The organism is Clostridiales bacterium (assembly GCA_030016385.1).
Classification (GTDB): Bacteria; Bacillota; Clostridia; order Clostridiales; family Oxobacteraceae; genus JASEJN01.
The window spans coordinates 38,212-53,881 of the sequence record JASEJN010000001.1 but is presented as its reverse complement, the minus strand read 5'-3'; the positions used below and the strand labels follow the sequence as shown (position 1 = coordinate 53,881).

The following is a 15,670-nucleotide window of genomic DNA, read 5'->3' as shown; positions in this document are numbered from 1 at the left end:
CATTTTACCCTTTAATAGCTCCCACCATGACGCCTTTTACAAAGTACCTTTGCAGGAATGGATATAGGCATAATATGGGCAATGTGGCAACCACCATGGTCGCATATTTTATTCCTTCGCCGATCATTTCCTGATCGCTTAGGGATCCTCCCGACATATCCTGAGTTGAACTCTGTATCAGTATTTCCCTCAATATGATCTGCAGAGGATATTTTGCCCTCTTTGAGATGTAAAGCAACGCTGAAAACCAATCATTCCAGTGTCCCACACCATAGAACAGCACCATAACGGCCATTATCGGGGTGGACAGCGGAATAATTATCTTGAAAAATACGGTTATATCGCTGGCACCGTCAATAAATGCAGATTCCTGAAGCTCCAACGGTATGGAGTTTTGAAAAAATGTTCTCATGATAATCAGATTCCAGGTGCTTACGGCTCCCGGCAGGACTAAAGCCCATATTTTATCATAAAGACCTAAATTCTTGATCAAAAGGAATGAAGGAATCATTCCACCGCCAAAAAACATGGTGAACACGAATAACCCCGTAAATATGTTCCTTCCAAACATATCTTTTCTTGATAGGGGATAAGCGCCTAAAGCAGTGAATAAAATATTGATCGTTGTACCTAAGAGAGTATAAATAACTGTATTTAAGTAACTTCCCCATATTTCGGGATGTTTAAATACCATCTGGTACATTTTAAGAGTAAATCCGACAGGCAATAACTTTACCTGATTTGATATAACTGCAAGAGGACTGCTAAAAGACGAACTCACGACTAAAATTATGGGATATAATACAGCTATTGTAATTATAGTTAGGAAAAAAACTGTTATTATTTCAAAAACAATATCTTCCTTATCAGATCGTATCCTTGACATATTATTCCCCCCTATTTCAGACTTACCAGAGACTTGTTTCGCTTATCTTGCGGCTGAGAGCATTGAAGCTTACCAGTATAATAAAGTTGACTACCGAATTGAACAAACCTACTGCAGTAGAAAAGCTATATTCTGCTCCCAAAATACCCCGCCTGTATACATAAGTGGATATAACATCAGCAGTTTCATAAGTGACGGGATTATACATCAGCATTATTTTTTCAAAACCTACATTAAGAAGCCCGCCCATCCTCAGGATAAGCATAATTATTATGGTAGGTATCAAGGACGGTATGGTTATATAGATAAGCCTCTGCCAGCGGCTGGAGCCATCAATTATTGCCGCTTCGTATAAAGATGGATCGATTCCCGTCAGGGCCGCCAAATAAATAATTGATCCCCATCCGGCATTCTGCCAGACACCTGACCATACATAAATGCTCTTAAACCAGCCCGGCTCGGACAAAAAATGTATTGGCTGTCCCCCAAAATCCTTTATTATCCCATTTATAAACCCGCTTCTCGGCGATAAAAAGCTCACCAGCATACCTACCAAAACAACTGTGGATATAAAATGCGGCAGATATACGATAGTTTGAACACTTTTTTTGAAAACCCTGTTGCGCACTTCATTGATCATAAGAGCAAGTATGATAGGCATCGGGAAGTCCACTATAATTCCATAAATATTGATGCCCAGGGTATTTCTTATCAGACGCCAGAAATATACTGACTTAAAGAATTGAATAAAATATTTGAATCCAACCCATGGGCTTTTCCATATGCCTTCAAATGGATTAAAGTCTTTAAATGCAATCTGGGCTCCATACATGGGAACGTAATGAAAAATAATATAATAGGCAACCACAGGCGCTATCATAATATACAGATACCTGCTCTTGTACAGGCCCTTTTTTATCTTCTTCAGTTTATTATCTTTTGGAACTGGTGTAATCAGGCTTTTACCCACAGCCATATTTTTTTGAACCATAAATATTCTTCCTCCCCGTATAATAAATTCAAGCTCAACGCCGAAATATTGCATCCCGGCCGCTTTTCCCGCATCACCTTCTATTTGCCATTAATCCATAGAGATATATTAGAAATGGTTTAAATTTTCCCAACCGCGACTATATATTACAGTCCGGAACAGCGCAATGTAAATGTCTGATTTTTTAATCAATAAACAAGATTCTGACTTAGTTAACCCACTATTTTGGAAATATCCATGTCATTTTTTTGCTCATGTACAATTTTTGTAAATGCAAAATATACATATAATATATAAAAATCAAACAATTTGCAAAAATATAACACCGGTAATCCTTTTACGAATTACCGGTGTTATTTACTTGAAAATTACATATTGAACTTTTTGCGAGCTGTTGGATTTAAGAATTCCTGTTAATCTCCCTGAACTGCCCCGGAGTCATTCCCTCATATTTTTTAAAACTCCTTATCAAACTATGGCTATCTAAATACCCACATATGCTTGCTATCTCCGCAATACTCTTATCAGTGCTTCTAAGCATTCCCTTGACCTTCTTTAACCTTAATTGATGAAGGTAATCGAGGAAGTTGCATTGAGTATAACTTTTAAAAAACCTGCTCAAGTAAGCCGGCGTTACAGAAAATTTATCCGCAAGATAATTTAGCGAAATATTGCTGTCCGTATAATTATTATAAATATATCGAATCACGCTTTCTCCAAACTCAGAACTCTTGCTTTTCTCCGTAGTCTTTATACGCTCACATATTATTTTATAATATGCCATGGTTTCGCCACAAACCTCCTCCAGGGTATCGCACTTAAGCAAATCCGGCATTTCTTCCCCATGGCGCATGATTTCATTGTAATCCTCCGGGCTAAGCTCAGCCAATGCATTCATGGCAGTGCTGACGACTTGATAATATATGAGCCTTGCTGTATTGATATTGACCGGTTTTGCATTGACATTTTCTATAATACTATTTAATATTTCCCGTATGCCTTCAAAGTTACCTTCCTTTATATAATTAAAAATCATTTTTTCATTTTGAAGGGAATAAAAATATCTCTCATTTTTTGCAGATGCTATTTCTTCAAACATGATTACAGTATTTTTCCCCTTAACCAGCTTATAGTCTATGGCTGTCTTAGCCTCTATATAAGATTTGGATATATCTATCAATGACGCGTATGTCTTGCCAATACCAATAGTTAAATTAAAATTGAACTTTCCATCAAAAAAACTCTTTGCCATCTTGCCCGTTGAGATCAATTTATTGGCACAATTGCTAACGTTCCCTTTAAAATCTATAATGAAGCTTATCCTTTCATCTGAAAAATTTGCCGCATAGCCACTTATCCCTGCCTTCAAGCACAACTCTTCCACCACATTGACTATTGAGAATTTATACGCCTCACGATCAGCAACAGATTTTTGTTCTATAAATTCCTCATAATCATCTATGCTAAGTATCATAACCGCAAAAGGACCCTTTAAAGCTTCAATCCCAATAAAGTCCATCATTTTTGAGGCCTCATCTTGCTCAGTAAATTCCCCTTTTAAAAGCCTTGTTAACACATTAGAGCGCATTATCGGCATCTGTTCATTCAGACGGATTTCCAAATTTTTGTTTTTAGCAATAACATTTGTTAAAACGTCGTTTATGGCACTGAACTCATTTTCGCATGGCGCATCCTCATTTCCCTGGGGTTTTGAGTAATTGGATAACTTTTCAACAATTTCCTTTAGTGGATAATAATTACCATAAGAAAAATAGTAAGACAAGGCGATTCCGATGGCTATGGATAAAAATATCATAATCGACGCCCATAATCTATTTAAATTTGCCTTTTTCAAAATCTGATCCGAATGTATAACCGTCATATATGACCAGCCTGTATGGGGAGACTTCAAATAAGTTACCAACTGCTTTTTACCATTTAACTTGTTTTCGTATATGGCTTTATCGTCTGATTTTATTAGACTCTTTATTTGAGCATCTTTTAATATGTCAGCATTGCTCCCCAATCCGTAAATCATATTATTTTTTTCGTCAAATATATAAACCTCGCCATCAGAATTGCCTAATACATTATGGGAGGTTTTATCTATCGCATCAGCATCTAAGGTAATCAATAGCGTGGCATTGTAAATAGTATCTGACATCGGAATAGGCCTTATAAATGTGATCAATGGTTTTGCAGAACCTCCAACTTCCACCATTTCCATAGGCCTTACAATAGGTTGGACGGAGTTATCCAGTATATAACTAAAATCCGACTCAAATAGATTCTTATAATGGTAAACCCGGGAGAAAAACGCAGGCATGCTGTACTTGCCGTCAGCACTTATAATTACATCTGAGTTCCTAAAATATATAAATATATTATCTATAAATCCGTTAGTTGCCCTGTAATTTTTCAGTTCGCTTATAATTTTATAAAACTGATATTCGGATAAGCTATTTATGTCTTTATTATAGAGCATCGGTATTATGCTTTTATTCTGTGATAACTGAACGGTAGTATAATCCAATGCCTTGAGGCGCATATCGAGAGTGTCCATTACTTGAGATAAATTTGCCATAGTGGAGTTTTTGGTTTCCTTATAAAGTTCTTGTACTAATCTTCGGGAAGAAAATAGACCTATTAAGCATAAAGGTATAATCAATATTATGATGTAGGAAAGAATAAATCTTATAAAAACCCTGGACTTGCCATATTTTTTACCCAAGTACCTAAGATAGCTGCTTATAATTTTTTTCATCCTATTGCACCTCTTTGACTATACTTGTATCTTTTGAAGTTATCGATATAAATTCAAAAACATTCTATTAACGTGGATTATTCAGCATCCAGACATCTGCTTCATAAGGCCTGAATTTTATATTTGAAACTTCCGGATAATTTGAAATCAAAAGGATGGCATTTGGCAGTTTGCCTTTACGCTTTTTTTCTTCTCTGCTGAGATTGCACTCTATATAAAATGTTTCATCCTGACCTATGCGATAGTAGGTAAACAAATCCCTTTGCTTCTTGTTGGTGATTTTAATGTCCCCATATATAAGTGCATTATGTTCCCTTCTTAAGCTTATGAGATTGCGGTAAAAGTTCAGCACTGAGTTATCGTCGGAGACCTGTGCCTTTGCATTGCAGATTTTGCAATCGCTATCCGTACCTATCCACGGTTCAACATCGGAAAAGCCTGCATATTTATCGTCAGTCCATTGCATAGGAGTACGTGCATGGTCACGGGCGCCGGCCAATACCTTTTTGAAAGCATCCTCTTTGCTCATTTTTTTGCACAGCTCATTATACAGATTTTTGCTCTCCACATCGCGTAATTGATCAATGGAAGTAAAATGCTTGTTTACCATGCCGAGTTCCTGACCCTGATATATAAATGGCGTTCCCCTAAGGGTCAACTGCATTGCTGCCAGCAGTTTTGCCAGCACAATCCTAAAACGCGGATCTGTATCGACTTTTGATATTCTGCGGGGATTGTCATGGTTTTCATAAAAGAGGGACATCTGGCAGTGGCTGCCGTAGTTTTGCATCCAGTTGATAATGTACTTTTTATAGTAATTGAGATCATATCTGTAATCGTCAAAGCGTGTATGCCCGGGTGTTTCAAGGTGGTCAAACGAGAAAACCATATCCAGTTCGCGGCGGTAATCGGATGTCAAAAGTTTGCTCATTTCCATGCCGATACCCGGCGTTTCACCAACCGAAAAGGCATTAAAGGGAGCCAGCGCCTTGCTTTTTATCTCACGCAAGTATTGATGAAGGTGCGGGCCGTAAAAATAATGCTCGGCACCGTAAAATCCCATGAGCGCACCGATTTTTTCATTGCCGTCGGGCAGGCCATGCCGCTTTGAGATGAAATTTATGACATCCATGCGGAAACCATCCACACCCTTTTGGAGCCACCAGCGCACCATATCTATAATTTCATTACGGACATCAGGATTTTCCCAGTTGAGATCCATCTGTTTTTTAGAAAATAGGTGCAAGGCATATTGATGGCGCTCCTTAAAATATCCCCAGGCACTTCCTCCAAATAACGAAGTCCAGTTGTTCGGCTTGTCACGAAATATGTAATAGTTGCCGTATTTGGAGTTGGGCTCCCGGACTGCTTTTTTGAACCACTCATGCTCATCCGAGGTATGGTTTACAACAAGATCCATTATAAGCTTCATACCACGTGAATGGATGCCCTCAATCAGTTCATCAAAATCCTCCATGTCTCCAAACTCGGTCATGATTTTACGGTAATCGCGTATGTCGTAACCATTGTCATCATTAGGCGAATCATAAATTGGAGAGAGCCATATGGCATCCACTCCAAGGCCTTTTATATAGTCAAGCTTTTCCAATATGCCGCCCAGATCCCCTATGCCGTCATTATTGCTGTCTTTAAAACTGCGGGGATAAACCTGATAAAATACTGCTTCCTTCCACCATGCATGAGCAACAGGACCGTCATCGCTTTTTGGCACATCAGTTTCACTGTTCACAAGTTCAAGAAGCGTATCAAGAAGACTTTTATCCACATGTCCCATGGAAAGTTTTGGCAGAGCTTTGAGCTTAATATTGCCGATAATGGGATTTTTGATGATAATATCGCCATGCCCCATTTGGAGGAGTATTTCTTGAATTATATCATGGCCGACAGGATTGGCATAGACATCTTTGATGCGATTATCTATTGTCAACATTTTTCTCACTCCCTATATTTAAATCGCCGCGTTTTGTAAGATCTGATATGATTTTTTTAAACATTTCCTCGTCAATTTTGAATTTAGAGCGGTATATAATATACCCGCCCACAATAAATATAAGCGGCAGAATCAGCATCGATGTTTTCATAATGGTAAGGCCCGCTGATGTAACATCGTTTGAAGTAGCTGCCGAGTTGATACCTGAAATAATAAGCGTAATTCCTACGATACCGCTGGCAATTGCTCCGCCTATCTTGTTGATAAAAGGCTGTACTGAAAAAGTAATGCTCTCGTTGCGGTGACCAAGTTTCCACTGCCCGTACTCTACGCTGTCAGCGAGAAACATCAGCATCAGCATTTCTATAAAGGCTTGGCCTACAAAGAGCAGTACACCCGCAATACCGATGAACAGCATATTCATAGGAGATACGAAGAATACTATATATCCGAGTATTACCATGACTGTCGAAAAAGCATATATCTGTTTGCGGCTGTACATTTTAGGGAACACCGGAAATATGGACAGCGCCAAAAGCTGAGATACTCCTAAAATACCTGCAAATACAGGATACATGTTCTCATCCTTAAAAGCATACTTGAAGAAATATACGCCAAAGCTTGTAGTGGTACAGTACCCTATCATGAACAGACCCATGGAAATTGCAACATATATAAGCTGATCATTTTTAAAAAGTACTGAGAACATCTCTTTTATAGATGTCCTTTTTTCTTTTTTGTACAATGCACGGTCCTCTCTTACTCCAAAGAGTGTAAAACATAAAAATGCCCACATTATGGCTACAACAGCCACTGCAAAGATAAACCACGCCCTTTTGTCGCCGCCGAGAGCGTTTGTTATCGGGAGTATGCCGACTACTACAGCATACATTCCGACATTGGCACATATTCGTGCAAACGAACCGGTTTTTTCACGTTCCCTCTGGTCTATGGTCAATGACGGGAGCATGGACCAGTATGCAATATCATTGGCACCATACACAAAATCCCATAACAGATATATAATTACGAACGAAATTACGTAACCCGCACCTGTAAACCCTAAGTCTGTAAAGAACAACACCGTCAAAATGCCGCCAAGCAAGCCGCCTATTGCTATCCACGGCTTAAATTTGCCAAATCGGGTATTCGTATTATCTACCAAAAAACCCATGAAAGGATCATTCACGGCATCGAATATACGCAAAATCGTAAACGCCCCCGTCATCCACCACATCGTTGAATCAGGAAGATCAAGTATCTCTGTAAGATATACCATAAGATACATGCTTACCATTGAATAAAGCATATCCCTGCCTACAGTCCCAAGTCCAAAATAGTATCGATTGCGTTTTACAGCGTCAAGCATTATTCTTTTCCTCCTTATTTATCTTTGCAATAATGTATTATTAGTGCCCGGTTCATCTGTTCACATGCCTTTTAAAAAACTATTTATTTGCTTCCTCCAATAAAATTTAAAATAAGGGCTGCCCTTTATATGAGGCGTATTCTTACGGTATTTATTTATAAACAGATCTATAAACTCTTCCTCCTTTTTCATGGCATAGTCCATTATCTCCATACATCTTGTAGAATTTAAATTTTCAGCCTCAATCATATTTGCCATTTTTGAAAAACTATTCTCCAGATTATCTCTTCCGGTATAATATGAATCGACATCAGAAATTCTGTTCTCTATAAATAGCCTGTGGAGCTTTTCTCTTTTCCTCCAATATTCTATTGCTTTTTCTTTCTCATTTTCTTTAAATGACATATGTTCGCCGTCTATCATCCAGAAAGGTTTAAATATTGAAATACACGGGGTAGAAGCTCCCGTTATCCAGTATGTGCAGAGTCTATCGTTAAGAGATGCTATATAACTCCCCGTCGTATGGTCCCCTATCGGCAATCCGCCGTGCATGCAGATACTTTTTAAAGAACCTCTGCTGAATTGCCTGCCATCCATGGCGCCTTCATGGCTTCTAAGCATCTGTTTCATTATATCCACCGTTATGCTGCCCTTTTCCCTGTTTAGCATATCTCTGGCCGTACTGAACCTGCTCTTTGAACCGCTGAATTTGGTAATAACCCGGTTGCTGTAGCACTTTGCAAAGTTAAAATCCCTTTCATCCTTGCACCAGCCCTTATCCACGGCATGCTTTATTAGATCAGGGTGACACTTGTCAAATTTATTTCCTATGGTCAGGCAATTGGATATATTCCTTACACCCGTAACTTTTTCGGCTGCCCAATATTTTCCGGCAGTTTCTATTACCCATGCAGATTTTTTATCTGCAATAAGAAACGAGTTGTGATATGTAAACTTTTTTTCGTATCCGCAATTTCCACCCTGCCCATATTTGCCTAAAAGATAAATTATCATATCAAGTGCCTCATCAGAAGTTTTGCACCTCTCAAGGGCAATTCTTATCATATCCATGCCGGTCAGACTGTCTTTTCCTTCCTTTTCTTTCGTAAAAACCGCTTCATTTCCTATATTGAGTCCGAATTCATTGCAGCCCATTTCACATCCCCAAATCCATGACGGTTTGAGCAGCAGTACTTCATATGTTTCTTCCACTTGTTCGATTTCAATATATGTACATTTTACTTTTTCTCCAAGGGCATGTTTTGAGCGCGGTACTCTTACGATTATATGGGGCTCATTAGGCTGTCTGTCACTGTTTTTGGCAAATATTACTGAACCGTCTTTTGTACAATTACCTAAAGCTACCATCGTATCACACATAATTTCATCTTCTTTGCGATTATATAAGGTACATTTTGTATATTCTACACTATCTTTGCAAATCCTTTTAATGTCAATCACAACTATCAAGTATTTATTTAAATTTTCCGTATTTTAATATGCTCTCCACGCCAACCTTCCTTTGATCCATCATTTATCTCTCATAATATCCTTATATAATCCCGGATTGATACCTTCATATTTTTTAAATACCCTGATAAACGTTCTGACGTTTGCATAACCCACATCATTAGCCGCCTTTTCGATGGTATTCTCCGGACATTTTAAAATCTCTTTTGCTTTTTCAATTCTTATTTTATGTATATAATCAAGTATGCTCTGGCCGCTTTGCTCCTTGAATGCCTGGGAAATATACACAGGGTGCATACCCAAATGTTCAGCCACTGCCGATACGTTTAAATCCGGATCATTGTAATTTTTTGCAATATATTTAATTATCTTATTTTGCAGATCGGATTTTTTATGCCTATCTTTTTTGCAATTTACATACTTTCTAACAGAATCTATAATGTATATTATCTTTTGCTTTATCTCGTCTTTGCTTTCACATTCCATTATCTGTTCAATATTTGATATCAAATTTACATATTTCCTGCTTTCAATATTATCCATATCGTTTACTATTTTTGTCAATGTGCTCATTATATTCATTTTAAAGCATTTGCTCATTTCCAGCGAAAAATGCCTGTTCATAAATAAACTATTGAATAATTCATCCAGCGCACTTTCAATATTTCCGGATTCTATCATCTGATTGATAAGATTTAATTCTTTTTTAAAAGAACATTTTGTATTGTTTTCGGGCAATTTTTGAATATCGGAATAGCAAAGACTTCCTTCAATCCTCATCACCATTTTATAATCCATAGCCTCTGCGGACTCATTATATGATTTGCTGATGCCATAAATCCCATCATGAATATTGCCTGCAGACAATGAAAAATTTATTTTATAATTACCGGCTATATATCCCTGTATTTTGCTTATTTCATCGACTATGTCCTTAACGGAGCCATCCGCCGGTTCTTCTTTAAAGTTGATTAAGCATATATTCATATTGTCATCTTCTGTAAAGTATACATTATATCGGCCCTCCAGCACTTTTTTTATTTTATCTCTTAAGTTTAATTTACTGCAGCCTTTTAAATCATCTTTCTTTGCATCATTAATATACAATAAAATTACCAGAAAATATTGAGTATCAAAATTGATACCACATATGGATAAGTATTCATTTATAATATATTCATTTTCAAATCTGCCTTTCAAAATGTTTCTAATTAATTCGCATTTGAGGACCTTGTTCTGGCTTTCAAGTTTTTTCTCTATATCTTGCTTATTATTTGAGATACTGGATAATGCATTTTTTATAAAAGAATACTCATCACTGCTGGACGCATAAGTAGATGAAGATAGCGGTTCCAAACTTTTTACCAGTTTCCTAATAGGATTATAATTTTTTATAATTAATAAAGCGGTTACAATGCCTCCTATTGACAGACACAGCAGGAAACTGATTAAAGCATATTTCTTTACATATTGGGCTTTTTGCCAAAAGTCGGCATATGGAACGGCAATTATATATCTGAACCCAAAATATCGTGAATTAATATACGAAACGACAAAACTATGTCCATTTATTTTCTTGCGGAATAAGCCGTTGGGTTTATCTGAAGTCTTTAGCCCAAAACTTTTAAGATCGGCGTTTTTATTTGAGGAATATATGACATTGTCATTTTTATCAGTTACAAATATAATATCATTGCCGATTATATTTGCATTGTCTATTTGTCGTGCAAACATAGAATCATCCAACATTACAAATATGCTGGCCATCGGTGAAGATTTCTCCAACAAGGGAAGCGAACGTCCATACAGAAAAGTCATATAATCATTATTTGGATTTTTAAGTAACACGCATCTTTGGGCATAATATCCCCTGTTCGTTTCATGCCACGTATTGTATGAAAACTTCTTGCTATCTTCATAGTAGGATTTATAGAATGTCTTTTCATCAGTGCTCCCGTCCGGCGATATGACTATGTCTATATCTTTAAAATAAATATAGTAGTTATTGATCAAATCCGTTGAATCTTTATATGATCTTAGATCTTCTACAGCCTTGTGGATTATATAATAATTGATATTAGAAGATTTATTATATGTTAATATCTTCTGTATATTATCATTAAAACAGATTTCATTACTTAACTGTTGGGCGTTATAGAGAAGATTGTCTATATTATTCTGTACCCTTTTTAATATAAATAAATCCGATTTATTTATTTCTTCTTCCACAATATTAATTGTTGCAATGTTCGATATACCTATTATTAATGTAGGTATAATCAATATAATCATGTATGAAAGAAACCAGTTAAAGATCACCCCATGCTTTTTATGAATATGCTTGATATTTATCATTAATAATAAAGCTCCCTTCAAACAAAGATTGTTTTTACATCCTGACAACATCGCAAATAGCAAAAATAACATTTTGATGGGAATTTTATTCTTTTCTATATAAAAAAGTGCTCTTTCTTACATAAGTCAATAATTTATCTATTTCAATTATCGTTTAGAAAGAGTACTTTTTATTCGATTTATATAAAAATTCATATTGTTTTAAACAGTTATCTTCCAGATTAAACTTACACCGATTTGCCTTTAGGAACTGCTTATTCCTTTAAAGCTCCGATCATAACACCGTTAACAAAGTATTTCTGGAGGAATGGATATACCACAAGTATAGGTACGGTTGCGACAATGATTAACGCATACTTAATAGTCTCACCGATCTTCTGAACATCATCAATCGTACTGTTCCCCTGCATTCCGCCGCTTGATGTATCATTCAATATCAATATTTCCCTTAGTATAAGCTGCATCGGAAATTTATCCCTCGTTTTCAAATATATCATGGCTGAAAACCAGGAATTCCAGTGCCCGACACCATAAAAAAGAATCATTACCGCAATAGTCGGCATAGCCAGAGGTATAACTATTTTAAACAATATATCTATATGTTTTGCGCCATCAAGCTTGGCCGATTCTTCAAGGCTATCGGGTATGCTTAGAAACGACGTTCTCATTATGATAAGATTCCATGTGCTTATTGCCCCGGGAATTATAATGGCCCAATAGGTGTCGAGCATTCCCAGCTCTTTTACATTCAAATACTGCGGCACAAGGCCGCCGCTGAAATACATCGTGATTACAATAAGCACCATCATTGCATTTTTTATATAGAAGTGCTTTCGCGAAAGCACATATGCACCGAGAGATGTCATAAATATATTTATTGACGTCCCCATTAAAACAATTATTATTGAATTTACAAGCGATCTTAAAACCATCGGATACTGAAATACTCTTTTATATGCAGCCAGAGTAAATCCTATTGGCTTTAATAACGGCCCTGTATACCTCATTATTGCGTCGGAATCACTAACAGAGGCAAACAATACATATAACATGGGATACAGCGTCATAATAATCATAATTATCATAAATAATATATTGAAAACAGTGAATACCTTCTCACCAGGTGTTTTTTTAATCCTCATATTTTGCCTCCTACCACAGACTTGTATCGTTTACTTTCCTGCTAATTGTATTTGCAGCAATTAAAAAAAAGAAATTGATTACGGAATTCAATAATCCTACTGCAGTGCTGAAACCCCAGTTAAACTCAAGCAGGCCCTTCCTGTAAACATATGTAGATATTACATCGGCCGTTTCATATATCCCAGGGTTATAAAGGAGTAATATTTTTTCAAATCCAACATTTAAAAGGCTGCCCATTCTCAGTATAAAAAGTATTATAATAGTCGGAGCAATTCCCGGAAGCGTAATATAGATCGTCTGTTTCCATCTGTTTGCTCCATCCATATACGATGCTTCGTATAATTGAGGATCTATGCCTGTAAGGGCCGCAAGGTATATAATCGACCCCCAGCCTACTTCCTGCCAGATTCCTGATATAACATAGACCGGCATGAACAGTTTGGGTACCGAAAGCATTGTCACAGGCTTACCGCCCAGTGCGGAAATAAAATAATTTATTACTCCCGTATCGGATGTAAAATCCTTAATAATGCCGCAGATTACTACCATTGAGATAAAGTGTGGCAGATATGTTATAGTTTGTATGGATCTTTTAAAGAATTTATTTCCAATTTCATTTATTAAAAGTGCAAGTATTATAGGAGCCGGGAATCCAAATATCAGCGAATTTAAACTTAGCCATATCGTATTCCTGATAAGCCTTACAAAATATGGGCTTTGAAAAAAATCCCTGAAATATTTGAATCCTACCCATTGGCTTTTCCATATCCCCTTCATAGGTACATAGTCTTTAAAAGCTATTACGGCACCAAGCATCGGTTTATAACAGAAAATAAGATAATATGCAATAATAATAAAAGAAATATAATAGAGTTCCCTGTTTGCCTTAAAATCTTTTTTTATATTCTGTATGACTCCGGCTTTCCTTGTGCTCATATGATAAGTTTCATATTCATTTTTGGGGCTTTGGATTTTTAAATTTTTTTGATTCATCATATCATCACATCCTCATACGCAAAGGCTTTAGAATAGTATTGTCAGAGAAAAATCTCTGACAATACTCAAAGACTGTATAATTGTTGAAATATTACTATCTTTTATTGTATCTGTCCACGGCTGCCTGCTCTATTGATATTGCTTTATCAATACCGAAATCTTTAATCTGTTTTACGAATTTGTCAAAATCATCAAGAGGAGTTGTACCCATAATGAACTTTATTGTCATTTCGTTGACAAGCGTATTTACATCAGCCATTATCTTTGCCATATCGCTTGATTCCTGCTGGGTAAAGCATATATATTGTATATCATGTTTTGCCTGGTCAGTATTCTTCCAATTATTTTTGGCTGCTAATTGCTCAGGTGAACCAGATTCACATTGTACTAATCGCTTATCCTGTTCAGCCGGACCGCTTCCTCTTATAAGTGTATATAAATTCAATGCGTCAGTCCTTGTCAATTTATTCGGATTATTGGTTATTATATCGGTATATTGAGGTTCACCATTTACCATCTTATATGATTCGCCTTCGATGCCGAAATTTGCAACCATATGCCCTTCCTTTGAATATGGATAATCCAGATACCTCGCTGCGATTTCAACATTCTTGCATTTTGTAGTTATCGCTGCGCCATCGCTGTTGCCATAAGGATCCCTCTGTCCGAATTTTGCCCTGTCGCCTTTGTTTAATACAGGATAAGGTGTACCAACAAGCTTATATTTGGGATCCTTGTCCTTCATTGTCTGCATCCATGCCCCAAGTCCGCCTCCGGAACCGCCAAGCGATGCACCTGATTTTCCGCTGGTCATATTTGCATTGACGATTTTTCCATCTGAAGTTGAAAAATTTTTATCAAGCAATCCTTCGGAATACCATTCTTTCATGGCAGCCAAGAACTCTTTATAACCCGGTTGAATAGGGCCATAAGTTACCTTCCCGTTTTCCAGATAAAAATCTTTTTTAACTCCGTATGCACCTGCAAAAGCGCCAACCTGGAAATACCATAATCCACTGTCTACCGTCAGAGGAGCTGTCGCACCTTTTTTCTCCTTGAATGCCTTAAGTGTATCGTGCCATTCGTCCATGGTAGTAGGCACCTGCAGTCCAAGATCATCCAGCCAGTCTTGCCTCATTATAGGACCATACCACGCAAGTTGCATTTCATCTTCTCTAAAAAACGGAAAATTATAGAAATTTCCCGAATCCGTCTTTACCATTTTTTCTCTGTCGGGGTTGGCCGCATAATATGCCTTAAGATTGGGAGCATACTTATTTATAATATCATTTAGCTTTATAATGTAGCCATCATTCATGGCCTTTTCTGGCCCGCCGGGAAAACCTGCCCAGTTCCACTCTATTATATCCGGAAGATCACCGGATGCCAGCATAAGATTGAAAGCATCACCTGCTGTAGATGCACCAGGGTTTATATATGTTACCTTTATCCCCGTTTTTTTCTGCAATTCCTTTGCTATGGGAGCTTCATTTAGACTCTTGGCATACTGATTTGACCAGTTCCACCAATATTTCAGCGCAACATTCGTCTTCATAGGATATGTCACCTTAATTCCTGCTCCCGTATCTGAGCTGCCAGCAGCTGCAGGTTGCTTTTTTCCGCAACCCGATAGAGTGCTTAGAACCAGCAATGAAACTAAAAAGATAGAAATGAATTTAAATCCTTTATTTGAACAGTTCATCATTTATCCCCCTTATCTTATTCTTCGGTATTAGTGCGCACCA

10 protein-coding genes are annotated in these 15,670 nt (G+C 37.1%); all 10 read right to left on the bottom strand.

Translation table 11 applies throughout. The features are described 5' to 3' along the window. Positions 1–4: 4 nt before the first annotated feature. The 10 genes from QME45_00235 to QME45_00190 all read right to left on the bottom strand — a co-directional run bounded on the left by QME45_00235 (position 5) and on the right by QME45_00190 (position 15,630). Positions 5–886, bottom strand: a complete 882-nt coding sequence (locus tag QME45_00235; protein ID MDI6617087.1) for a carbohydrate ABC transporter permease — start codon at positions 884–886, stop codon at positions 5–7. Positions 887–908: 22 nt separating this feature from the next. Further along, positions 909–1,877: an ABC transporter permease subunit gene (locus QME45_00230; GenBank protein ID MDI6617086.1), complete on the bottom strand. Its 969-nt coding sequence runs from the start codon at positions 1,875–1,877 to the stop codon at positions 909–911. A 400-nt stretch (positions 1,878–2,277) separates the two neighbouring features. Beyond that, positions 2,278–4,641 carry a helix-turn-helix domain-containing protein gene (locus tag QME45_00225; protein ID MDI6617085.1) on the bottom strand — a complete coding sequence of 788 codons (2,364 nt, stop codon included), beginning with the start codon at positions 4,639–4,641 and terminating at the stop codon, positions 2,278–2,280. Positions 4,642–4,708: 67 nt separating this feature from the next. After that, positions 4,709–6,592: an alpha-glucosidase gene (locus QME45_00220; GenBank protein MDI6617084.1), complete on the bottom strand. Its 1,884-nt coding sequence runs from the start codon at positions 6,590–6,592 to the stop codon at positions 4,709–4,711. After that, complete coding sequence (locus QME45_00215) at positions 6,576–7,961, bottom strand: glycoside-pentoside-hexuronide (GPH):cation symporter (GenBank protein MDI6617083.1); 1,386 nt, start codon at positions 7,959–7,961, stop codon at positions 6,576–6,578. The genes QME45_00220 and QME45_00215 overlap by 17 nt, the downstream gene beginning before the upstream one ends. Before the next feature lie 60 nt (positions 7,962–8,021). Then, entirely contained in the window at positions 8,022–9,341 is a 1,320-nt protein-coding gene (locus QME45_00210; GenBank protein ID MDI6617082.1) for a C69 family dipeptidase, read from the bottom strand. Between the two features lie 150 nt (positions 9,342–9,491). After that, positions 9,492–11,786 carry an AraC family transcriptional regulator gene (locus QME45_00205; GenBank protein ID MDI6617081.1) on the bottom strand — a complete coding sequence of 765 codons (2,295 nt, stop codon included), beginning with the start codon at positions 11,784–11,786 and terminating at the stop codon, positions 9,492–9,494. Between the two features lie 254 nt (positions 11,787–12,040). Then, positions 12,041–12,928, bottom strand: coding sequence for a carbohydrate ABC transporter permease (locus tag QME45_00200; GenBank protein ID MDI6617080.1), 888 nt, complete (start codon positions 12,926–12,928; stop codon positions 12,041–12,043). Between the two features lie 10 nt (positions 12,929–12,938). Continuing rightward, on the bottom strand, positions 12,939–13,925 hold the full coding sequence (locus QME45_00195; protein MDI6617079.1) for an ABC transporter permease subunit: 987 nt from the start codon (positions 13,923–13,925) through the stop codon (positions 12,939–12,941). A 94-nt stretch (positions 13,926–14,019) separates the two neighbouring features. After that, positions 14,020–15,630: an extracellular solute-binding protein gene (locus QME45_00190; GenBank protein MDI6617078.1), complete on the bottom strand. Its 1,611-nt coding sequence runs from the start codon at positions 15,628–15,630 to the stop codon at positions 14,020–14,022. Positions 15,631–15,670: the final 40 nt, after the last annotated feature.